The 21,939-nt window shown below is 67.8% G+C and carries 25 protein-coding genes; all 25 read right to left on the reverse strand.

From position 1 onward, the window contains the following. Positions 1-14: 14 nt before the first annotated feature. The 25 genes from DSC_RS03005 to DSC_RS03125 all read right to left on the reverse strand — a co-directional run bounded on the left by DSC_RS03005 (position 15) and on the right by DSC_RS03125 (position 21,742). Entirely contained in the window at positions 15-2,906 is a 2,892-nt protein-coding gene (locus DSC_RS03005; RefSeq protein ID WP_014159646.1) for a conjugative transfer ATPase, read from the reverse strand. A 2-nt stretch (positions 2,907-2,908) separates the two neighbouring features. Continuing rightward, positions 2,909-3,340, reverse strand: coding sequence for a TIGR03751 family conjugal transfer lipoprotein (locus tag DSC_RS03010; RefSeq protein ID WP_014159647.1), 432 nt, complete (start codon positions 3,338-3,340; stop codon positions 2,909-2,911). Next, positions 3,321-4,763, reverse strand: a complete 1,443-nt coding sequence (locus DSC_RS03015; RefSeq protein WP_014159648.1) for a TIGR03752 family integrating conjugative element protein — start codon at positions 4,761-4,763, stop codon at positions 3,321-3,323. The genes DSC_RS03010 and DSC_RS03015 overlap by 20 nt, the downstream gene beginning before the upstream one ends. Next, positions 4,753-5,649: a TIGR03749 family integrating conjugative element protein gene (locus DSC_RS03020; RefSeq protein WP_014159649.1), complete on the reverse strand. Its 897-nt coding sequence runs from the start codon at positions 5,647-5,649 to the stop codon at positions 4,753-4,755. The genes DSC_RS03015 and DSC_RS03020 overlap by 11 nt, the downstream gene beginning before the upstream one ends. After that, positions 5,646-6,326 (reverse strand): PFL_4703 family integrating conjugative element protein, encoded by a 681-nt coding sequence (locus DSC_RS03025; RefSeq protein WP_014159650.1) that lies wholly within the window; start codon positions 6,324-6,326, stop codon positions 5,646-5,648. Before DSC_RS03025 ends, DSC_RS03020 begins: the two co-directional genes overlap by 4 nt. Next, positions 6,323-6,721 (reverse strand): TIGR03750 family conjugal transfer protein, encoded by a 399-nt coding sequence (locus DSC_RS03030; protein WP_014159651.1) that lies wholly within the window; start codon positions 6,719-6,721, stop codon positions 6,323-6,325. Before DSC_RS03030 ends, DSC_RS03025 begins: the two co-directional genes overlap by 4 nt. Positions 6,722-6,731: 10 nt before the next feature. Further along, positions 6,732-7,097, reverse strand: coding sequence for a TIGR03745 family integrating conjugative element membrane protein (locus tag DSC_RS03035; protein ID WP_014159652.1), 366 nt, complete (start codon positions 7,095-7,097; stop codon positions 6,732-6,734). A gap of 12 nt (positions 7,098-7,109) precedes the next feature. Next, positions 7,110-7,343, reverse strand: coding sequence for a TIGR03758 family integrating conjugative element protein (locus DSC_RS03040; RefSeq protein ID WP_014159653.1), 234 nt, complete (start codon positions 7,341-7,343; stop codon positions 7,110-7,112). Beyond that, positions 7,340-7,711: an integrative conjugative element protein, RAQPRD family gene (locus DSC_RS03045; RefSeq protein ID WP_014159654.1), complete on the reverse strand. Its 372-nt coding sequence runs from the start codon at positions 7,709-7,711 to the stop codon at positions 7,340-7,342. The genes DSC_RS03040 and DSC_RS03045 overlap by 4 nt, the downstream gene beginning before the upstream one ends. A 120-nt stretch (positions 7,712-7,831) precedes the next feature. Further along, positions 7,832-8,581 carry a TIGR03747 family integrating conjugative element membrane protein gene (locus DSC_RS03050; RefSeq protein WP_014159655.1) on the reverse strand — a complete coding sequence of 250 codons (750 nt, stop codon included), beginning with the start codon at positions 8,579-8,581 and terminating at the stop codon, positions 7,832-7,834. Next, the gene (gene traD, locus DSC_RS03055; protein ID WP_014159656.1) at positions 8,578-10,749 is read right to left on the reverse strand and encodes a type IV conjugative transfer system coupling protein TraD; all 2,172 of its coding nucleotides are present in this window, start codon (positions 10,747-10,749) and stop codon (positions 8,578-8,580) included. The genes DSC_RS03050 and traD overlap by 4 nt, the downstream gene beginning before the upstream one ends. A 10-nt stretch (positions 10,750-10,759) precedes the next feature. Continuing rightward, the gene (locus DSC_RS03060) at positions 10,760-11,305 is read right to left on the reverse strand and encodes an integrating conjugative element protein (RefSeq protein ID WP_014159657.1); all 546 of its coding nucleotides are present in this window, start codon (positions 11,303-11,305) and stop codon (positions 10,760-10,762) included. Next, positions 11,302-12,357 (reverse strand): phosphoadenosine phosphosulfate reductase domain-containing protein, encoded by a 1,056-nt coding sequence (locus DSC_RS03065; RefSeq protein ID WP_014159658.1) that lies wholly within the window; start codon positions 12,355-12,357, stop codon positions 11,302-11,304. Before DSC_RS03065 ends, DSC_RS03060 begins: the two co-directional genes overlap by 4 nt. Continuing rightward, a complete protein-coding gene (locus tag DSC_RS03070; RefSeq protein ID WP_043290364.1) occupies positions 12,354-12,929 on the reverse strand; it encodes a lysozyme family protein in 576 nt (191 codons plus the stop codon). Before DSC_RS03070 ends, DSC_RS03065 begins: the two co-directional genes overlap by 4 nt. Further along, a complete protein-coding gene (locus tag DSC_RS03075; protein WP_014159660.1) occupies positions 12,911-13,648 on the reverse strand; it encodes a TIGR03759 family integrating conjugative element protein in 738 nt (245 codons plus the stop codon). The genes DSC_RS03070 and DSC_RS03075 overlap by 19 nt, the downstream gene beginning before the upstream one ends. A gap of 9 nt (positions 13,649-13,657) precedes the next feature. Then, on the reverse strand, positions 13,658-14,305 hold the full coding sequence (locus DSC_RS03080; RefSeq protein WP_014159661.1) for a hypothetical protein: 648 nt from the start codon (positions 14,303-14,305) through the stop codon (positions 13,658-13,660). Then, positions 14,302-14,880 (reverse strand): PFGI-1 class ICE element type IV pilus protein PilL2, encoded by a 579-nt coding sequence (gene pilL2 / locus DSC_RS03085; RefSeq protein WP_043290365.1) that lies wholly within the window; start codon positions 14,878-14,880, stop codon positions 14,302-14,304. The genes DSC_RS03080 and pilL2 overlap by 4 nt, the downstream gene beginning before the upstream one ends. A gap of 154 nt (positions 14,881-15,034) precedes the next feature. Continuing rightward, entirely contained in the window at positions 15,035-15,475 is a 441-nt protein-coding gene (locus DSC_RS03090; RefSeq protein WP_014159663.1) for a hypothetical protein, read from the reverse strand. Positions 15,476-15,562: 87 nt separating this feature from the next. After that, positions 15,563-15,994 (reverse strand): hypothetical protein, encoded by a 432-nt coding sequence (locus DSC_RS03095; protein ID WP_014159664.1) that lies wholly within the window; start codon positions 15,992-15,994, stop codon positions 15,563-15,565. An 88-nt stretch (positions 15,995-16,082) separates the two neighbouring features. Then, a complete protein-coding gene (locus tag DSC_RS03100) occupies positions 16,083-18,368 on the reverse strand; it encodes a helicase-related protein (protein ID WP_083833445.1) in 2,286 nt (761 codons plus the stop codon). Positions 18,369-18,493: 125 nt separating this feature from the next. Further along, the gene (locus DSC_RS03105) at positions 18,494-19,603 is read right to left on the reverse strand and encodes a DUF6094 domain-containing protein (RefSeq protein WP_014159666.1); all 1,110 of its coding nucleotides are present in this window, start codon (positions 19,601-19,603) and stop codon (positions 18,494-18,496) included. A gap of 67 nt (positions 19,604-19,670) precedes the next feature. After that, on the reverse strand, positions 19,671-20,318 hold the full coding sequence (locus tag DSC_RS03110) for a hypothetical protein (protein WP_043290911.1): 648 nt from the start codon (positions 20,316-20,318) through the stop codon (positions 19,671-19,673). A 77-nt stretch (positions 20,319-20,395) separates the two neighbouring features. Then, on the reverse strand, positions 20,396-20,656 hold the full coding sequence (locus tag DSC_RS03115; protein WP_014159668.1) for a hypothetical protein: 261 nt from the start codon (positions 20,654-20,656) through the stop codon (positions 20,396-20,398). Between the two features lie 16 nt (positions 20,657-20,672). After that, positions 20,673-20,996 carry a hypothetical protein gene (locus DSC_RS03120; protein ID WP_014159669.1) on the reverse strand — a complete coding sequence of 108 codons (324 nt, stop codon included), beginning with the start codon at positions 20,994-20,996 and terminating at the stop codon, positions 20,673-20,675. Between the two features lie 98 nt (positions 20,997-21,094). Then, positions 21,095-21,742, reverse strand: coding sequence for a DUF3275 family protein (locus DSC_RS03125; RefSeq protein ID WP_014159670.1), 648 nt, complete (start codon positions 21,740-21,742; stop codon positions 21,095-21,097). Between the last annotated feature and the right edge of the window lie 197 nt (positions 21,743-21,939).

A 21,939-nucleotide genomic window follows, 5' to 3' on the forward strand; every position in this document is an offset into this window, starting at 1 on the left:
GTTCCGGCGGAACCTCAACCCGACACGGTGAGCAGGTCGCCGTTGGCGTTCATCGCCAGCGGTTCGATGCCGCGTGCGCGGTCGATCATCTCGGCGACCTTGAATGCCGCGTCCAGCTCGCCGATGCCGAATTCCTGCATCAGCCGGTAGCGTTCGGCCTTCTCCTCGGGCTCGGTCTGCGCGAGCGCCAGATAAAGACTCGGCGGCACTGCGCGGAACAGCAGTTCCATGCTCCTGGAGAGGATGACACCCTCGGTGTACTTGCCCGCTTCCTTGCGCGCCGAGAGCATCAGCGCCTTCTGCGCCGGCGTGAGTTCGCGGAAGCGGGCGATCTTCTCGACTTCATCGGGCGGCATGCTGAGGCAAATCCACCATTCGATCATGTTCAGCATCGGCTCGGCCGCCTTCGGCAGGTCGTCGAGGTTCTGCGTGGCGAGCCAGAACCAGGCGCCGAGCTTGCGCCACATCTTCGTGATCTTGACCACGTAGGGCGCCAGCAGCGGGTTCTTGGTAATGATATGGCCCTCGTCCGTGACGTTGATGATCGGCCGGCCCAGGAACTGGTCGCGTTCGGCGATGTTGTTGACCGTGTTGATCAGCGACGTGTAGGCGATCGAGAGCTGCGCGTTGTAGCCCTCCCTCGCGTAGGTCGCGAGGTCGACGATGGTGATGTCCGCTTCGGGCCATGGCGTACCCGGCCGGTCGAACATTTCGCCGTCCGCGCCCTGGCAGAACATGTCCATGGCGTCGGCCATTTCCAGCAGCCGCGTACGCCGGGTTTCCGGGAGCGTGGCATCGCGGCCGCGCTCGCGCAGCGCGTCGCGCACATCGCGCGTGAGTACGGTGCGCTGCTCGGCAACGCAGCGCTGGGCAGCGACGAGGATGCACTGGCGGATCAGGCTGCGGTCGGCGCGCGTCATGCGCGCTTCTTCCTTGTCCTCGCCGCCGGTGATCATCAGCCGGGCGGTGATCTCCAGTTCGCCCAGCACGTCACGCTGCTCGTCGCCGACGTCCTCCTCGCCCCCCTCCTCGTCGAGCGCATCGGCATCGAGCGTCTGCACCTGGCTGGGGGTCTCGACCAGGCGATGCGCGTCGGCGAACGGGGCCAGGCTCACGCCGGAGCCGGGCGCGAGCTTGACGCGGTGGACGCTGAGCCCGAGCCGTGCGGCGAACTCTCCGAACAATCCGAAGCTGTTGCCGGCTTCGACGATGAACAGCCGCGGCCGGTAGATCGCGGTGACCTGGTTGAGGATGTTGTTGAGGGTGGCCGACTTGCCCGAGCCGGTGGGACCGAACAGGAACAGGTGGGCGTTCATCTGCCGGTCGAGCCGGTTCAGCGGGTCGAACGTAATCGTGCCGCCGCCGCGGTTGAACAGCGTGATGCCGGGATGTCCGGTGCCCTGGCTGCGCCCCCACAGCGGCGCCACGTTGACGCCGTGCTGCACGAACATCAGCTGCGTGTACCACTGGCGCTTGTCCTTGTCCGGGTCGTAGACGCAGGGCAGCCAGCGCAGGTAGGTGTTGAGCGGGGCCACCTCGTCGTCTTCGCGCACGGGCTGCATGCCGGCGTTGAGCAGGACGTTGCCCAACTGCAGGCCGCGCGCGTCGAGTTCGGCCTGGTCGCGTCCGCGCAGGTAGAACGTCAGCGCGCCGCGGTACAGCTTGTGCGCGCTGCCGATCAGCCCGCGCGCCTGCTGCACGTCGTGGCGGGCCTGTTCGGACGCCAGGGTCTCGCCGACGGCTTTGCGCGCCAGGTGGTTCAGGTGCGCTTCGAGCACGTCCTGCGGCGTCGCCACGAGCGTCAGGCACAGGGTCGTGTCTTCCGGCATCTGGTCGAACAGCGCGTTGATCGCGTCGCCGCCCTTGCGGGTTTCGCCGGTGATGTGGCCGGTGGCCGGCGGCATCCGCAGGCGGTCGACGCTGATCGCACGGTGCGGCAGGCCGTCGAAGTACCACAGGCCTTCGGCCACGTCGGAGCGCGGCTGGCCGAAGAACAGCCGCTGCGCGAAGTCCGTGCCGCTGGCCAGCTCGATCTCGCCGGGCTCGGCTTCATCGGGATAGCGCGCCAGCGCGTAGAACCGCTCGCGGTCGGCTTCGCTCGGGCCGAGCAGCGTTGGGTTCGGGTTGAACCAGCGCAGTAGCCAGGCATGGATGTCGGTCGCGCCGAGGCGGCGGGCGCGCACGCCGGCGTTGGCCAGCCCGCCGACCAGGCGGTCGCAGACGATGTGCAGCGCCTGCTCGGGCGATTGGCCGCGGCGGGCCGGCGCCTGGCCGACGCGGCGATACACCACCATGCGCGTGCGGCGCGACTGGCCGCGCCAGGGCAAGCGCGTGACGGTGCTGTCCTCGAACAGCCCGCCGGTCTTGACGATCGCGTGCAGGTGGTGGCCGAAGAAGCGCAGGTAGAAGTCGCTAAAGGCGCTGCCGCGTGCGCGCGGCTGCAGGTAGGCGCGCAGGTCCTCCAGATAGCGGTCCCAACTGGTCTCGTCCTGGGCGTAGAGCTGGACGACCCAGGGGTTCTCGTCCAGTTCGTCGAACGAGTCCTGCAGCGCGTTCTCGAGAGTGTCGCGGACCTGGCCCAGCCAGCCCGGCTCGCGGCCTTCGGTGCCGACCGGCTGCAGCTCGAAGAACGCGGCGACCGAGGCGCCGTCCTCCAGCAGCATGCACTGCGACTCGGAAAGGTACTCGGCCCACGGCAGCATGTCCGCGAACGACGGGGCGATGTCGTACAGAGCCTGCTCGTCGGCGACGGTGGCGGGACGGCGCGAGCGCCGGCCGGGGCGACCGGGTTCGGGCAGGCCATGCGTGCGCAGCTCGGCGACGTGGCGCTCCCAGGCATCGGCCGGTGCCGGCGACGCCGCAGCCGGCGCCGGGCGCGGCCGGCGCTTGAGCGAGGGCCACGCCATCGTCAGTAGTCCTCGGTCCGTTCGCCCGGCAGCGCGTACTGGACGCGCTGGTAGAGCGGGAACACCGTCGTGTAGCCGGGCACCGGCACCGGGTCCGAACCGGCCAAGTGCGGGAACACATACATGAGCAGGTCCGGGTTGGGCAGGCGGTGGAACTGGCGGTGGATCTCGTTCTGCGCGGTGCGCGTGTAGCGCGCCTGCTCGGCGGGCGCGGCCTGCACGTCGGCCGGCGTGAGCGGACGGCGCAGCGACTGCCGGGCATCGAGCAGGCCGCGCTCGCTCGGGCCGGCCGCGCCGCCGCCGGTCTCGACGTTCCAGATGTCGAGCATGGTCCGGTCGGAGCGCGGCAGCAGCTCCTCCTTGGTGGTTGCACAACTGGCCAGCGCGAGTGCAACGCCCAGCGCCGCCAGGGCGTCAGTCCAGTTCCTGCGCATGGGTCGAGTCTCCGAGGCGGTGGTCGACGCGGCGGCCGGCCGGGTCGTAGTCGATGGTCAGGGGTTCTTCGAGATGCACGGCGACCTTGGCGCCGGGCTGCACGTACACCGCGGCGAAGGCCTGGCCGTAGAGCTTGTTCACCCAGTCGGCCATGTCGCGGACGCCACCGGCGAGGATCTGGCCCATCGCTTCGTTGCCGGTGATGCCGACGGTGCCGATGGCGCCGTCGGGGCCGACGTAGGACAGGCGGCCGGTGTCCGAGTCGATCAGCGAGGCGACGCCGGCGCCGGCGGCGGTGATCAGCGCCCTGCTGCCGAGGTACTGCTGCGCGTTGGAACGGCGGTCGCCGGTGACGCAGGGAATGCCGTGCGGGTCGCTGATCCAGCCGAGGCCGTCCTGGGTGGTGTTGCCCTGGGCGTTGTCTTGGCGGTTGCCGCCACGCTCGCGATCCTCGGGGATGGTGCGGATGGTCCCGTCGTTGAACACGAAGGTCACGGAGCGAACCTGGCCGCGCACGCACGAGAGCGTCCAGTCGCCCGACGCGGTGCCACTGACGACCGCACCGGCGACGTCGGGGATGTCGATGCCGTTCGCGGTCAGGTTGTCGGGTCCGATCAGGACCTTGAACGGATACGGATCGTTGACCGTCCCGTCGATCGGCACGCGGCCGATCAGCGCCGTCATCGCGACCGATCCCATCAAGGTGGAGTTCGTCGGCACGGTGTAGACGGCCTTCGCAGCCGGCGCACCGGCTGCGCGGCGACCGGCGTCCACCGCCGCACCGGTGGCGTCGCCGATGCTTTCACCGGCTTCCCCGAAGCTCGTGGGGAAGCTGAAGCCGCTTGCGTTGTTGGCGGGCGAACGTCCGCGGCCCTCCTGGCGGGCATCATCCGGCTCGACCCAGCGCATGGTCTCGCCGCTGCCGCCGGTGCTGGCGTTGTCGCCCGGCTCCAGCCCCAGGCCCACCGGCAGGTCGGCGTGGCCGTCGCGGCGGCCGCTCACGCCTTCAAGGCGTTGCTGCAGTTCCTGCAACAGGCCCTGGGTCTGCTGGCGCTCGGCGGCGGCCTGCTCACGATCTTGCCGCAGCTGGTTGCGCTCTCCCTCGATCGCGCTCTGGATGCGCCGGTCGACCGCGCCCTCGCGCTGCCGCAGCCGTTCGTTCTCCTGGCGCTGGGTCCTGTTGTCCGTCAACGCCGTCTGCAACTCGGTGCGCAGTTGCCGGACCTGCGCGACCAGCGTGGCGACGGTATCGCGCGGCGTGTCGCCTTCGATGCCCAGGGCCTTGGCTTCGTCCGCGGTGAGCTGACCGGCCCCCTGCTGCGCGGGTGCGCGGTCGCCGCCGGACAACAGCTTGAAGCCGACGAACACCAGCAGCAGCACCATCGGGATCATCAGCCACTTGAGCAGGCCGTTACTCTTCATCGCGGCCTCCGTCGCGGTCGCTCGGCGCGGCGGGCGCCGGCAGGTTGAGGGAGGCGTCGACGGGTGCGATCGCGGGCAGCAGCGACTGCGGCAAGCCGCGGCCGCGGGTGACGAGGTAGACGACGGTTGTGTCTTCCGGCGTGCCGGCCGGCCCGAGGTCGGGGTGCTGGAACGTCGCGGTCAGGAAGTCGCCTTGCAGCGCGCGCGGATCCAGATCGAACCCGCGCGGCGCGGTGTTGCGCAGGCGCACGGCGCTGACCCACAGGTCGCCCAGGCGCCAGGCAGCCAGTGCCTGCGCCTGGATGGGCAGCGTCGGCAGCAGCGAGTGCAGCGGCAGGTCCCGGCGCACGTTGGCGCGGGTAATGCCCGGCACCGGCTCGACCGTGCGCAGCGGCGCGTAGAGGCTTTGCGCGGCGTAGCGCGTCAGCACCACCGGCACGGGCGTCGGCGGTGCCGGACGGTCGGTGCGCGCGGCGCGTGCCTGTGGATCGTCCTCGGCCGCGACGCCCTGGCCGCCGGCCGGCGCCGCGATGACGATGCGCACCGGCTCCAGCGGCGGCTGTCCTTCCTGCGGCGCTTCGGCGGCAATGTCCAGCAGGATCACCGTGCCGCTGCCGGCATCCTGGAGTTGCAGCCGCGTCGGTTCGATCGGCTCGCTGGCGCGCAGGTAAACGGCGCCGGCCGCGCTCTGCACGCGCAGTCGAGCGCCCACCGACGCGGGGACGCCGACGCGCACGTTGCGGTCGATGAAGATGACCCGCTCCTCGCCGACGACGAGCGGCAGCGCCAGGGGCAGTCGCTCCCAGCGCAGGATCTCGACGGCATGGACGGGGACGGACAGCGCCAGCAGCAACGCGGCGCCGAGCGTGGCGAGAAGACGGTTCATGGCGTGGTTTCCGCGGGAGGGGTCGGCGCGGCGCTGGGTGCCGGGTCGGCAGGCGTGGCGATCCGCTGCGGGGTGCCGTCGTAGCAGTCGATCGCTAGGCCGAAGGGGTTGCGCTGCGGATCGACATCAGCGCGCACGACCTTCAGCGGGTAGCGCACGAACGCGCGCTTGACCTGTTCGGCGCCGTAGTACTCGTCCGCGGTGACGTCGAGCGTCACGACCCAATCGTGGTCGGAGACGGTGCGAACGCGCATGGCGGGGCTGGACCCGTAACCGCGTCCCGGAATCTCGTAGATACCGCGCACGCGCTGACGCAGCTCGCCTGCGTTGCGGCGGTACTCGTAGTCCTGGCGCAGGAAGGCTTGGCAGGCCGGCGTGAAGTACGCAGACAGCGCATGCAGGTTGCGCGGGTAGTCGTCATCGCCGTTGGTCGGCCAGCGCTGCAACTGCTGCCAGACGTAGAAGGTGAAGGCGTAGACGGACTCCGGCGGCACCTCCCACCATTTCCGGGTGCTGCCCGAGCGCAGATCGGGCGGGACGTGGATCGTCAGGTCGCGCGGCGCGCTCCACCAGCCGAGCCCCATCACCAGCGCCAGCGCGACGACCACGCCGGCCCCGATGCGCAAGGTCTTGATGTGCGCCTCCAGGCGCAGGACCTCGTTCTTGAACCGGCTCATGGCGTCCGGCTCCTGCGCGTGGTCCAGTAGCCCGAACGGGTCACCAACTGCCGGCCGCCGACGAAGCGGCCCAGCAGCGGCTGGCGCGAGGTCAGCCGCCATTGCAGCTGGCGGTACAACCAGGTGTCCGGGCGTCCGCGCTTGAGGCGACGCAGCGCGCTGCCGCCGCCGAACACGCCGATGGCGATCGCGACCACGATGGCGGTGGGCAGCAGCGCGATCTTGGAGAACGCCAGCGCCAGCGGCACGCCGGCGCCGAATCCCATTGCCGCCGACAAGCCCGCGCACACCCACAGTTCGTCCGCGGTCAAACCGCGTACCACGACCGGATGACGGTTCAGCCGATGGGGCAGGAACGCAACCGTGCCGTCCGGCCGGATGTCCTGGTCAGCCATGCCGACGGCCTCAGAGGATGCCGGTGGCTTCGGTCAGCAGCCAGATCCCCACGACCAGCAGGATCGCGCCGATGGCGACCGTCAGGCCGAATTGGCCCCACGTGGCGCGACCGTTGTGGATCTCGGCGTAGCGCGAGTAGGCGTGGTAGCACACGCCCACGAACATCGCCGCGACGACCAGCAAGGCCACCAACAGCACAATGTCGTAGCCGTAGTTGCGCAGCGTTTCCATGATGCCGCTGCCCCGGCCGCGCGAGGGGTCTTCGATCGTCGGCAGGCCCTGGGCCTGAACGAGCGGCGCGAGCAGGAAGGCGGCCGGCAATGCGGCCAGTTGCGAGAGGCGCGGAAAGCGAAAGCGACGTGAGAGCGGATTCATGTTGGGTGACCTTTAGGAGAGCAGGAAGAAGGTCAGCACCAGGTACAGCGCGACGAAGCGCACCACGACACCAAGGAACTGACGCTGGGATATCCGCTGCTCGGCCCATCCGACATAGGCGGTCCGCATCGCCCACACGCCCCACACGAGGAGTACGGCGAAGACGGCGCCGATGACGACGACCGAGACGGCGGAAGGGGGAAAGCCACCGTTGGCCTGAAAGGCGGCGGTCTGGGCGGCATTCATGGGGTGGCCTCCGGTTCACAGGAGGCGGCAGCGGTGGACTGGCGGTAGTCACCGAGCAGCACGGCCGGATCGCGCGGCTGCGCGCGCGATGGGGTCAGGTAGTCGCGGATGCCGGCGCGGACGCGCTCAAGGTCGGCGCTCAGGCGGCCATAGTCGAAGTGGTAGCGGGCGCGCTCATCGCGCGGGCGCGTGGCTTCCTGCGCGATCAGCCGGTCGATGGCGTCGAGCTGGCGCAGCGCAGCGGCCAGGCGCGCGTGCTCGGGGCTTGCGTCGTCGGCCTGGGCACGTACCGGGAAACCCAGCACGATGCACAGCGCCAGCAACAGGCCCAGCACGCAGCGCCAGTCGGCGATAGGAGGAACGGTCATCCGCATTTGCCAGCCCGCGAATCACGAGGAATGGCGAAATGCTCTCGACGCAGGCCGATGCGCGCCGCAAACAATCCGGACCTGCGCAGGCCCCGATTGATGGACGGAAATGCGTGGCGGCTAGAGGTACTTCTTGAAGGTGCTCGCGGTGATGCACACGGCGACACCCAGGAGGATCGCGCTGGGCAGCAGGATCAGCAGCGGATGCACGCTGATCGGCAACGCCAGGTAGACGACCCACGGCAACACGATCAGCGGCATCACCGAGGCTTTCGCGCGGTGGTAGACGAAGCCGGACTCGCGGCCGGCACCGAACTTGCGCACGTCGCGCCGCGCCAATCCATCGACGAAGCCGACGAACGCCGCCATCAGGAACAGCGGCAACGTCAGCACCAGCACCAGCAGCCGGACGATGAAGGTAAGCGTGGTGTATGCCGCGGCGATCAGGTAGCTCTCGCTCCAGACGTAGACCTGGCTCACGTAGTAGCGGAAGTCCTTCGTGCCGCCGTGGCTGGGCGCGCGCGCCTGCGCGGCGGCGTTGCTCATCCAGTCGAGCAGGCCGCTCTTGACGAAGATCCATTCGTACGAGCGCTCGACCAGCCAGTGCGCCGTGCGGCCCGGCTCCTGCACGACGGCGCTGCGGGTGAAGTGCGTCGAGAGTTGGTTCAGCTCGAAGTCGAGCATGCCCTGGGCGTGGCGCCAGCCCTGCTCGGGCCAGAAGAAGTGCATGCCGATGCACTCGACCAGGATGCAGAGCAGCAGCGATCCGATCAGCACGCCGAAGAACCGCAGGGGCATCGTCACGATGCTGGCCAGCAGTCCCTGCTGCCGGACCTGCTGGCGCTGGGCGGTGGCGGCCGGGTCCTTCACGGCCGCGCCTCCTCCGCCGCGCCTTCGGTGCCGGCGATGTGGCGGAAGCCTTCGAGCAGGTCGTCCGGCAAAGGCGTGTCCTGCAGGCCCGGCGTGGCGCGGCCCTCCCACCAGTCGCCGGCCTCAGCGTAGTGCTGCCGCATGTAGCCGGCGAGCTGTTGCAGATCCTGCGGCATCACTTCGTCGGGGTCGGGCGCCGGCAGCGGCATGCGCACTTTCCAGAGGTTGCCGCCCTGCATCAGCGCGAAGGCTTGGCCCTTGGGAAGCCCGACGACGTGCGCCGGTTCGATCATCGGGACGCTCGTGCTGGAGATGCGGTCGTGGGTATTGGAGGTGAAGTCGGTCGGGCCGTGGATGTCGGAGCTGTCGGTGGCGCCGCTCATCAAGGTCGTGGCGTAGACCTCGACCTTGGGCAGTTGTCGGGTCAGCAGCTCCGCGGTCGCCGACTCGCGCACGCGCAACATGATCAGGTTGTTGAAATTACCAATCACCTGACCGGCCTTCGCCTTGCTGCCGATTCGTGCCTCGATGTCGCTGAGGGTCTGCGTGTAGGCAGTCATTTGCAGATCCGCGCCGCCGCCCTTGTTGACGAGCGGGATGAATTCGTCGCCCATCAGTTCGTTGAATTCATCCGCGTGAACGTTGATGGGCACCCTCATGCCCGCTGCCGCGCCCGGCAGGCCGTCGTCGATGCCGAACTTGTAGATGTGCCCGGCGACCGACACGAGATCGCTGAACATGCTGTTGCCGACCGCTGCGGCGACTTCGGCATCCGATAGCGCGTCCAGGCCGATGTAGACGACGGCGCGCTTGCGCACGATCTGCATCCAGTCGAAGATCGGACGCGGGTCGTTGAGGTCCGAATAGTCGGGCGCCAGCAGCTGCGCGATCTTGCCGGTGGTCAGCTTCTCCAGCAGCGGCAACAGGCTGGCGACGATCTTGTCGAAGTAGGTACGGTCGTAGCGCACGGCGCTGCGCAGGCCGTCCAGCACCGGGTCGTACACGCGCACCTGCGAGAGGTACTGTTCGAGCGCGACCACGCGCTTCTCGCGGCCGATCATGTTGCGCGGGATGTTCTTATCGTTGAGCCGCGCTTCGAGTTGGACGATCACCTCCCAGGCCTTCGGCTCCGTGCGCGCGAAGAAATGGCTGGCGTACTCGATGAACAGCGCGTCGATGTTGACGACGTGTCGCTGGATCAGCATGTAGTCCGGGCGCTGCCCCAGTTCCACGAGCGCGCGCGCGATGATGTTGACGAACCTCCACGCGAACTCCCGGAAAGCCGCCGAATTGCCTTCGCCAGAAAGCTGACCTGCAATGCGTGTGGCGACTTCGCTGATGCGGCTGAAGCGTCCCACGGCGTTGTAGCGCGCGCTGATTTCAGGCCAGCCCAAATGGAGGATGTAGAACTCGCGTTCGCGGCCGGCGCGCTTGGCCTCGACGTACATGCGCTTGAGCAGGTCCGCGTCGCCCTTGGGATCGAAGACGATGACCACTTCGTGCTCGCCCGCAGCGTTGCGCCGGCGGATGTCCTGCGTGATGAACAGCTCGGCCAGCCGCGTCTTCCCAACGCGCGTGGTGCCCAGGACCAGGGTGTGGCCTACGCGCTCGGGCAGCGGCAGGGACACGTCGACTTCGTTCGGTTCGATGCCGTGCAGCCGCGGCATGCCGCCGACCGGCGGCAGCGGCCGCGCGGGATTGAGCGGGCTGTCCCAGGCCAGTACCTTGGCGAGCCTGGAAACCGGGTAAGGCGCAAACTCCAGTCGCTCCTCGAGCTGGCGCGCGATGCGATAGGTCGCCGTCGGCTCGACGTAGCGCCGGAACTCTGGCCGGTAGGTCTGCATCAGCCGGTGCGTGTGCTGCTGTTCCCAGCGGAAGCCCTTGCCGATGAACAGCCGCTGCTGGCTGACCGGGACGTCGCGGCTGGTCATCACGTAGCGCGGCAGCCGGCGGATGTTGCGCCGGTAGCGCAGGATCACGAGCGCGTCGCGCAGGCGGATGGCGCCGTAGCCGAGGAAGGCCAAGGCGCTGCCCAGGCCCAGCAGCGGACTCAGCGCGAGCGACCACGGTGCCGCCAGGCACACCAGCGCGGCGCCCGCACACACCGCGACGGTGTAAAGCTCCACCGCTGGCCGCAGCAATACCTCGATCGAGTAGCGCTGGGCCATGGCGGGCGCTTCACTGCTCGATGCCCGTGGCCGTCACCAGCACCGGGTAGTGGCGCAGCCCCAGGCGCGCGGCCAGGTCATCGCCTGCCGCGGGCGCGATCGGCACGCCCGGCACCAGCTGGCGCAGCGTGCGGAGGCCCTCGACCGTCTCGACGTTGACGACCAGGCCCATCGCGCCGAGCGCACGCAAGGCGTCGGCACGCTTGCTCAGCCAGGCGCGCGAACGGTCGTCATCGCCGACCAAGAAAATCGGCTTCAGGCCCGGTGCCTGGATCACCCTGCGGCTCACATCGCCGGGTGACAGCCGTGCGGAGCGCACGGGCAGCATGTCGGCCTCGCTGAAGCGCGTCGCCGGCGGCCGCGGAACGTCGATGCGCGGCGTCGGCCGGTCGGTGCGCGGCTGGAGGTTCAGCGCTTCGTAGTACGGCAGCGCCGAGGTGCTACCCCGGTCCTCGACGACGACCAGCGGAGGCGACTGCCCGAACGCGGCCGGCATCGCCAGGGCCGATACCAGGCCATACAGCCAGAAACAGGAGCGAACGTGGCGAAGCGTCATGGCGGCGTGTCCTCAAAGTTGGGGGAAGTGCCTGCCGCCAGCGCGGAGGTGCGTGCAGCAGTGGCTTTGGTGCGGCGCGGTGGCGCCTCGCAGAGGCCGAGGTCGGAGGTGCATCCGCTGCCGGGCTGTTCGTCGAAGAACAGGGCGAACTGCCTGCCGCCGCGCGTCGTGCGGCTCCATGCCACCAGCGCGTCGATGCGGGAATAGGTGCCGGGACGATCAGCGTCGGTCGGATCGGTGACGGCGGGAAAGAAGGTGGCCGAGCGGCGCTTGTTGGCGGCCGATACCACGTCCTCCCATCGCCGGATGCGGTCGATGTGCGCGGAGAAGCGGTCGGCGATGCGGCGGAGCTCGTCCTTCCTGCAGTTGATGCAGGGCATGCAGCCGACGCGCCCCATGCCGAGGGCATACAGCGGGTTCGGGCGCATGCCGTGGCGCCGGTGTTGCGCCCAGACGTCCTCGATGCTCCAGCGGAAGATCGGCCGCCAGAGCATCGAGCCGGACTCGTGGCGGTTGAACCGCGGCTGTCGCGCGCGATGTGCGCTCTCGGCCGCGCGCACGCCCAGCCATTGCAGCACCGGGCCTTGCTTCAGCATCGGCCCGACGATCTGCGTCGTGATCGGGATTTCCTTGAGTTCGCCGGTGCAGAACTGCGCCATCCGCGACGGGAACCGGCCTTTGCTGATGCACAGGTCAAGGAAGGGATTCCCGGTCGGCTCGTGGAGTCGCGCGGCTTCCTGCACGATCTCGTCCGCGATGCCCTGTTTCGGCCATTCGCGCAGCACGTAGTCGCGGTGGACGGCGAGCTGTCGGGAGAAGTCGGCCCTGACGGTCTCGACCCTCGGCCCGCCGGTGCGTTCGTGCAGGCGGGCAAGGTACTCGTGCGTCAGTTCGTGCTCGTTGCCGGTGTCGGCGAAGATGGCGCGGAACGAGCGGCCGGATTCAAGCGCCAGCAGGTAGACGGCGGTCGAGTCCTTGCCGCCGCTGACGTTGACTAGGTGCTGGATCTCGATGCCCGTCGCTGCCGGCTGGGCGCGCAGGGCGACCGTCACGGCAGCACCCTCCGTGTGTCGGCGTCCAGCCGGTGGCGGCCGAGCACGCGCGCGAGGTGTTGGTCGACGCTGCGGCGGTAGCGCGCGGCGGGCGCGCCGCCGGCGGGACGGTGGTAGCGGCCGATCGCGACGAGCCAGTCCTCGCCGGGCGTGTGCTGCTCGCGCAGGATCTCGGCCGCGATGGCGAGGTTGACGTAGGGGTCGAGCAGGTCGCAGGGCTGCCGGTAGCGATGCCGCTGGTAGCCGAGGTTGATCTGTCCGAGGCCGGCGTCGATGCGGGTCGCGGGCACCTGCCGCAGCGCCTGGTGCAGGCCGGTGCAGGCTTCGGCACGGGTGCTGTAGCGCTTCGAGACGCCTGCGACGTTCAGGCTCCACGGCCAGGGGATCAGTCGGCCGTTGAGGCGGGCGCCGCTTTCTTGCAGCGCCACCGCGTAGAGCACGGTGGACGGCACGCCGGCGCGCTGCGCGGCGAGCTGGTAGGCCGGCGGCGGAACCTCCTGCGCTGCGGCGGCGAGCGTTGCCAACCCACACAGCAGGCCCAGTGCGAAGCGGGTTACCGCTGACGCTGCCATTGGCCGCCGACCTGCCGCACGACGGCGGGCAAGTCGCCCTGTACGCCCAGGGAGAGCCACCGGCCGGCATCGTGGTTGAGGGTGATGTGGCCGTTGCGCACCTTCGCCGGGTCGATGCGGGTGCGGCGCGCCCATTCGCGGATGCGCGCGTCGTCGCCGCGGCTGCCGACCACGTAAATGTCGAAGTTCGCGCCTTCGGCCTGCAGGCGCTGGACCGTCTCGTCGCAGCTGGTGCAGGCGTCCTTGACGAACACTGCCGTGCGCGCGCCGGCCTGCGCCATGCCGGGCGCTGCCGCGCCTGCGCCGGGCAGGTTGACCCGCTGCATGCCCGGAGCGAGTCGCTGCCAGGCCGCGTCGTAGGCGCGCTGGTAGGCCAGCAGCTTCTCCACGCGGCGGGCCTCGATCTGCACTTGCAGCTCGGCGAACCTGCGCCGCTCCTCGTCGCTGCGGGCTTCGATGCCCAGTGCGGTCAGCGGGTCGAGGTTGGGCGACGACAGGCCCAGCGGTCCCTGCATCAATTCGCGGTAGCGGGTCCACTCCTCCGGTCGTAGCCCCCAGTCGCGCGCCACGTCCTCATCGCTGCGTGCGATGGGGGCGGGTCGTTCACGGCTGGGAGCCACGTTCGTTGCAGCAGCCTGCGACTGCTGCGCTATGGCGGTCTGCGGCGCGGTGGACAGGAGCGCGGCCAGCAGGCCCAAGGCGGTCGCGGTGTGCCTCATTACCGGCTCCTATCGCGCCGGCACAGGCAGGCGCCGGGTCTCGGTGCCGTGCCGTAACACCGCGACGTCGCCCTCGATGGCGGTCAGGCGCCAGCCGTCCGCCTCCTCGCCCGGCCGCAGCAGACGGACCTGGGCCAAACCACCGCCTTCGGCCGAGAGAATCGACAGGAAGCGCTCGCCGGCGCGTAGTTCGGCGCCGGTGATGCGGAACGCGGGCTCGACCGGCTTCGGCGGGGCGTCGGGCGCGGTGCTGCGAGGCGCTGCGGCGCGCGGTGCCGCCCGCGTGGTCAGCCGCGCCTCCAACTGTTCGATGCGCGTTTGCAGTGGTTGCAGCGCGTCGGCCGCCATGCGCTCTCCCAAAGACTGTTCGAGCGCCGCCAGCCTGCGGTCGAATGCCTGGCGATCGGTGTCGTAGCGCGCCTGCGGCACGGCGGCCGGCTGTTTGCGCGCCTGTTCCGAGTCCTGCGCAAGCTCGGCCAGGTGCTGTTCCAGCGCCGCGACCTGCGTTCTCACGGTGGTGGTCTCGGCCTGATCGGCGAGCTTGGTCAGGGCGACGTGGTTGACCACCACCCCCATGCTGATCAGCAGCACCCAGGTGATGGCGGCGACACGCAGCATCGCCGCCCGCTGCGGTTGCGCGGAGCCCGGCATCGTCATGGCTGGACCTCCGTCGCGAGCGGGAAGGTCTGAACGTCGGCGTCCGGGTCGATCGGCGGCAGGGGTCGGGCTGGTGCCGCGGTGACGTGGCTGAAGCACACCAGTCGCGTGCCGTCGTCCACGTGCAGATCCCAGGCGGGACCGGTCAGGGTCAGCAGGGCATCGCGCAGCAACAGCGGTCCGAGCTGGTAGTGGGCGGCTGGCAGCGGGAGCCGGTCCAGGGAGTCGGTGTCCTGGCCGGTGCAGAGCTGATAGCCCGAGCGCCGCAAGACATGGCGCAGGGCGTCGGCGACAGTGGCATGCAGCGTGTCGGGGGCAGACACCTCCACGACCTGCAGCATCAGATCCTGCTGCGCGGCACTCGGCGCCAACTCGATCAGGGTGTAGCGGCCGTAGCGGACCACCGGGACGAACTCAGGCGGCGGCTCCGGCGAGGCTGAAATCGGCGCGTCGGGTGGCGCCGAGGGCGTGGGAGTCGTCGCGCATCCACCGATCAACGCGGTCCAGAGCAGCGCGAGCACGCCGGGCAGCAGGCGGTGTTCGGGATGGTGAAACCAGGGATGGGATGGGCACATGGCATGGCGTCCTGAAGCGTCGAGCCATCACCATCGCCGCGGCAGCATCTTCCGACAGCAAACAAAGCGAATCCTTTGGCGTCCGATTTGCCGGCGTGGTGGTGTGAAAAAAAGACGGCCCCGAAGGGCCGTCGTGATGCTGGAAATGCGAGGATCAGCCGCGGGCTTTAATCAAGCCCGGATCGGCATCCGCGATCTGGACGTGTGCCCAACAGCGGACCAGCTGACCGTTCTCGCCGACAGGGTGTTCGGCGATGGCTTCGCAGTCCTCGTCGGTATTGCTCTCGTCGTAGCAGATCACCTTGATGCTGCCGGTGTCGCAACACACCGAACGGACGAAACCGTCGGTCATGTCTATCACGACGATCTGGGGAACCAGGTCCAGCGTGTGGGCCGCCGACAGGATGGCGCCCTGTTCGGTGGCATCGAAGCAGACGAAGGGCCGTTTATAACCGGCTTCTGCAGCCAGCACCTCGGCCTTGTCGTAGTGGGCGCCGAGGCGGTACTCGGCCTGCGTCACGCTAACGGTAAAGATGGGCATGTCAGCCATGCCCGAAGCGCTGCGGGACGCGACCGCAATGTGCAGGGGTTTCATGGGATGCTCCTTACCTCGTTGTCGAGGCTATTGAAGGAAGAAAAGAGGTCAGCGGCTCGCATGGGCCATAGGCCAGGCTGGCCTTGGTCAATCACCGTGGCGGGGCGAAGACGTGGCATCCAGGCCCGGGTTCTCAGCGCCTGGCACCAGGTTGAAGTGAGAGACCAGATCGCCTATCGGCAACTGCTCGCTACTGATCTCGATGTCGGTGTGCTTGAGATACGCTGCAAACCAGAAATGGGTATCGGAGACGTTGAGCGTATCTGCTTCCGTGCGAACGAACCGGTCGTCTTCGACCGAGTCGGTCCGATCCAAGGCCTCCTCGTCGCTACACGACAAGTATTGGGCGCGGTAGTCGAACTTCTCGACTTTGTAGAGACCATGTGTCTTCACGACCGCTGAGAGAAGAAGAATCTCGCGCGCGGTAGAGAGGTCGATCGAGAATTCGACGGCGGCCGGCAGATCGGCATACTCGTCGGTGGAGGACACTTCTGTACGAAACAGCTTGTCGTCTTGCAATGATGATTCTCCTTGGCAGGATGAGTGATGAGATAGGGATGCGTCAGAAAGAAGGCGGCCCCCTGAAGGGGCCGCCGGCATGGAGGAGCTAGGCGGCGACCAGTTGCCTGGCCAGCGCCACTTCGACGGAATCCCCGTCTTGGTTCAGGACATCGAGTCCCGACTCGGGCACGTCTCCCGACGTGCTCTGCGACACCATGATCTTGCGGGCCATCAATCCCAGGCAGGTCATCTGCGAGGAATTGGCGTAGCCGAGATAGATCACGCGCACGGGCTGCTTCTGCCCGATGCGCCACGAGCGCCGTGCCGCCTGCTGCAACGAGTAGACGTTGTAGCCGCTCTGCATGAACACGATCGTCGGGAACTCCAACAGATCGAGGCCCGTCTTGACCAGCTCCGGGTTCGTGATCAGGACATCGATCCCGCGATCCAACTGCTCGGCGATCCAGTCTTCCCGGCGGGACGCATCTACGCTCGCGCGCAGCACGGCCACCTTGAAACCTTCTTGCTCCAGCAGCACCTTCAGGCGCGAGGTCGTATCGCGCGTGCCGGTGTAGACCGAGTAGACCAGGGTCTTGCGACCTTCCGCCTTCTCCTGCTTGCAGACGTCGATCAGCTCGCGCTCTTTCGGCGTGATCTCGAACTCGTTGAACTGAGCCGGGACGAACGCCAAGGTGTTGCGCGTGCGCGGATGCACCACCGTTTCCGATCGGAAGCAGCAGTCCGGCCACGCCAGCAGGACATTGAGGACCACACCCAGCAAGGTGGTGTCCCTCCTCGCCAGGGCCTGCTTCAGCTCCTGGGTCAGACGGCTGGACAGACCACGGTAGGCGGTGGCTTGATCCGCCTCCATTGCGACTTCGCGGAACTCCTCGTCGTAGGGTGGCAGCACGTTGCCGCCGATGTCCTTCAACTTGAGGAAGACCGTGAACGGCAGGATGCAACGCAGGACGCCCTTGGGGCCGAAGCCCGGCGCCTTGACGGTGCGCACCGACACCTTCGAGCCCTTGGCCGTCTTGTGTGCGGTGCTCTTGCTCTCGGAGTAGATGTCCTTCAGGACCCCGTGGTCCCTCATGAACGCCATCGCGGCCGACGTCATGCTTCCGCTCTTGGTCGGCCGGTAGCCATCTTCGATCATGCGTCCGGGCAGCGCCCGGAACAGCAGGTGGAACAGGTCGTCGCCGTAGCCGCCCATGAGCGTGCCGGTCAGCAGCACGCATTTGCGCGCCTTCGCTGCGAGCACGCCCATCGCCTGGCCCTGGGCGCTTCCGCCGTTCTTGTACTCGTGCGCCTCGTCGGCGATCAGAAGATCGAACGTACCCTGCGGCAGGTATCGCTTGATGTACTCGCTGGGCTGATAGCCGCCCTCGCCGAAGCCGAACTCCATGTTCGCCATCGCGCGTTCCATCCGGTGCGCCTGGCGGTCCGAGAAGACCAGCTCGCCGTTGCCATCCATGAGGTTGATGAACTCGTGGATGTTGTCGCCGAGCATCGAGGCCAGGAAGCCGTCGCCGAAGCGCTTCATCAGCTTCTGTGCGGTGACTTGCCCGATCGTCGGAATGCGCGTCAGCGCCTTTTGAACCGCGGAGGACTGGTCGCTGGCGGATAGGCCCTTGGGACGGATCAGGCTCCACAGCGCGGAGCCGCACTGACCGCACTTGCGGCGCTGCTCCTCGGCTTCGAGGTCGAGTGGGTTGATCGGCTCGCCGTCGAGGTCGGTGATGACCTGGCCGCAGTCGGGGCACGCGCCCACGTCGCCGTGGGGCGTCCGATGCCGGGTGAAGGCGGGCTTCCAGTGGAATCCCATCCGCATCCGGACGCGGCCGAGAACGAAGAACTCCGGGCCCTGCGTCGGCACATTCAGCTGCTCGCGCAGCTTCATGAGTTTGACGAGCGTATCCGGGCCATTGAGCACCCAGACGCGCGCACCGGCGACGGTCTCCTGAATTTCCCGCCGCCACTTGTAGACCAGGTGGGGAGGACTCAGGACCAGCGTGCGCCGATAGCCTTCGGCGTTGAGCACCGCCGCCGTGGCGATGCCCACCGTCGTCTTGCCGCAGCCCATTTCGCCATTGACGATCGCGGCACGCTCGCCGCGAGCGATCAACAGCTCGCTGACGGCATGCACGACATCGGCCTGGGCCGGGAACAACTGGCGCTTCAGACTTGCCAGGATCAACTGGCGGTGCGCCTGGGGCCGCCCGGTGTAGACGGGCGGATTGGCGCGATTGAGGGAATCCAGCAGGTCGTCGCCGCATTCGGCGACGAAATCCTGCAAGCTCATCGTGAGCGGGGACGATTCCGCGTCGAGCAGCTCGCCCTGCAAGGACGTGCCTTCCGCGGAGGACGGAACGGTGTCGAGATCGAGAGACATGGTGGTGCTCCAAGTGAATGGGGCACGCACCTCCCCCGCGGGGCGATGACATGCCCCTGGGTGGGATGAATGGCGACGGCTTGCGCCGTCAGGTTTCGATGAAGGCGGCGTTGCGCCGCCCGAGATCAGCGGATCGTCAGAACCTCGCCCCGCGTGGGCGAGTCAGGTGTCATGTCCCAGGCACGAATGACCGGGACGAACTTGTCGGTCAGGATGCGTGTTTCGGCGACGGAGCCGTCGTCACGCTCGGTGTACTCGGTCTGGAGCGTCTTCTCTTTGTGCGTATCGCCCTTGACTGCGAGCACGCGCCCGGTCTTGGACTTCACCACGCCGGAGATCGCGCCCGCGGCCAGCGCCAGGGCGAGATGCCACTGAGACAAGGCCCTGGCCGGCGGTCGCAGCGACTGCTGCGCCGGCCCGAGATGGACATCCAGCGAAGGCCAGAGTCCTTGCAGCCGGCCAACTTCGTCGGCGAACTGCTCGGGCTCCATGGTCACGCGATAGAAGTGCTCCGGCTCGGCGTGGATGCCGGGAACGACATACGGCAGGAACGGCCATTCGGCCGGCAGTTCCTCGGCCTCGGCATCGCCTTGCCCGATCTGCAGGAGCAGACCACGCGTGGCTTTGACCGAATCCGTTGCCTGGTCGCGCTGACGCGCGCGCCGACCGAAGATCACCACCTGCTTGAACTGCGTCTCCACCGCACGGTAGATGCGCAGGCCGGCGAAGTGGCGCGTCAGCCACCCGACCAGCTCGGCGTCGAGGACGTAGCTCGGCACGATGAACACCAGCACGCCGCCGTATTGCAGCAGCGGCAGCGAGCGCTGGTAGAACAGCTTCTCCAGTCGTGCACGGCCTTGGCCCTGGTAGCCGATGTTGCCGTTCGCGTCGTTGGACAGGTCACCGTAAGGCGGGTTAAGCCAGAGCAGGCCGAACGACTGCCTGGAGATCAGCGTGTCCATGAGATCACCATGGATGCAGTGATCGACCATCGTGCGTGCGTGGCGGGCACGCTCGGCGTCGTACTCGACGGCGAACGCGCTGACCTGCTCGCGCCCGAGGGCATGAGCGGCTTCGGCGATGGCCACGCCTTCGCCGGCGCACGGATCGAGAATGCACATCGGCCCGTCGGTGGGCGCCAGTGCGGCGAGTGCTCTTTCGAGCGTGGGTTCGTCGGTAGGGAAGTACCCGTTCTTTGCGAAATTGCGGGCGAGCCGCGGGAACATAAGTGCCATCGGATTCTCCTGGGTAGCGAAGATGAAGGTGAGCGGACGTGCTGGCGCACGTCCGTTCGTGAAGTCCTCACGCTGCTGTTGCGAGCAGTCGTTCGGATGCAGTGCGGGACACGGATGCGTCCGGACCGAGCACGCCGTTGCGGATCAGCGTCCCCAGCGCCTTGGTCAGCGCGGGCACGTCGATGGCGAGTCGATGACCTTCCAGCGGCCCGAGGGCAGCGGGAAGACGGCTCAGCATCGATTGCGTCTGCAACAGCTCCAGCACGGTGTCGCGCCAGTGATCAAGCAAGGGCAGCGGGCAGGTGTCTCGCACCAGCGCCCACAGCCGGTCGACCCGGTGATCCGAGCCTCGTGGCAGCAGCGCCAGCGCGCTGGCGTTGGCCTTATCGGGCTTCACGCAGCGGCGGTCGAACAGCCACAGGTGGACGAGAGAGCCGAACAGCGTGCGGCGGTATGCACGATTGCTGCACTTGTCCAGCTGCTCGACGTTGCCGACGAAGACCGGGATCGAGCCGCCTTGCTCGGTGAGGATGTGGAACTGGTCCAGTCCTTGCTCGTCGCGCCCGAGGGTCAGGCGAGCAATGAACTCCTGGGTGGCGGTATCGCGTCCCCAGACGGACAGGAAGATCAGGTTGCCTTGCTCGTCGCCGACGAAGCCGTCGGTCATGAGGTCCGGGCATTCGTCGATGCGGTACAGCGTATTGAAGTTGGGCATGGTGATGTCCTCGAAGAAGATGGAGGACAGCACCCGCCCGAGGGCGGATGCCGCCCCTTGGGGTGGAAGGAAGATGCTCAGTCCGGCTCGAACTGCCGGGTGTGCGGGTTGAAATGAAGCGACTCGTCTACCGCGGTGATCGGCGTGAAGCCGGTCAGGTAGATGTTGTTGAGGTACTGGTCGCGGTAGGTCAGTGCTTGCCGCGCCTGTTCCTCGGTGAGGCCGTTGCTGATGAAGTGCTCCAGCATTTCCTCGTCGGATGACACTTCATCGTTGGACAACTGCCCTTCGACAAACGCCAACAACGCGGACGGCAGCGCTGCCAGGATCGGGTCCATGTTGGTTCCTCCTGGCTCAGTACGAACCGCAACCGGCCGGGCAGCAGCCCAGTGTGATGCCGTGCGTGCAGCAGCCGTCTTCAGCGAGCCAGTCCTGGGTTTCCTGCCTTTCGGCAGGTGTTGCGTAGTCCCATTCCTGTGCAATCTGCAGAGCCTGTGCACGCTGGTCTTCGGGCAATCGACCGACTTGCGCGTCGATCTCGGAACTGAAAAGCGTCACGTAGTGCTCGTAAGAAAGGCCGCAACCGCGCTGCGCATGTTCGGCAGCCGTCTTGCAGAGAGCCCGCCACGCGGGTTCATCCAACGCGGAACGGGGGGTATCGAAAGCGACGGTGGACATGATGAAGACCTCCAGAAAGAAAGAATCCGGAGTCCTCCCCCGCGTGGGGAAGGAACCCCGGCGGGTGGTAGGTAAGAAGCCGCGGCTGCGTCTGGCGATCAGGCCGCCTCCAGCACCGGCGTGCGTTGCCACTGCTGAGACGTGGCATCGAAGCTGTAGCCGAGCTTGTTGAGGCGGGCACACTGCAGGCGCAACGTGCGGCGATCGATGGTCGAGTCCAGCTTGAAGGTCTCGGCCAGCGGCCACAGCAGGCCGAACAGCGCAGCATCCTCGGCATCAGGTCCGTCCGCCGCCGTGACGGTGGCGGGCGCGTCCATACCGAAGGGCCGCGTGTCGATCAGAGGATCGTTCGAGCTTAGCGCCGACGCGGCCGTGGGTGTTGCCACCGCGGTCGCCGGCTGGTCCTCGTCGATCGGATCGACTTCCTGGACGTTGAAGTTGCGAGCTTCCTCCCTGCCCAGCTTGTCGATGCCGGAGAGGGTCATGCCGTTGAGGCTGGCGCGGATCTCGACCCTGACGCCGCCCAGGGACACGAAGGACTTGGCGAAGATGCGTCCGATGGCGAACTCGCCGTCGTACTTGCCTTCCTTGTACTGCTCGAACTCCGGGTCTTTGACGACGAACTCGCCCAGGGGGCAAGCGAGCAGTCCGACGTTGAATGGCCCATGACGGCCACGGATGGTGCGCAGCTTGAGTTGGCCGGGGACGATGATGGATTCCAGATGAGCTTGGTTTGCAGCGGTCATGTGACGACTCCTTTGATGGCAGAAAGCAAGGGACCCGACCGGCCGGATGGACGGGGGCGACCTCGTGGGGAAACGGAAACGTGGTGCCGGCCCGCGAGGGACGCAGGACGGTTAGCGAGAGGGACTAGACGGACGCGAAACGCGCTCGGAAAGATCGAGACCAGTGCGGTTAGATGCACCGCAGCCTTGAAGGTCGA

The organism is Pseudoxanthomonas spadix BD-a59 (assembly GCF_000233915.3).
GTDB classification, from domain to species: Bacteria; Pseudomonadota; Gammaproteobacteria; order Xanthomonadales; family Xanthomonadaceae; genus Pseudoxanthomonas_A; species Pseudoxanthomonas_A spadix.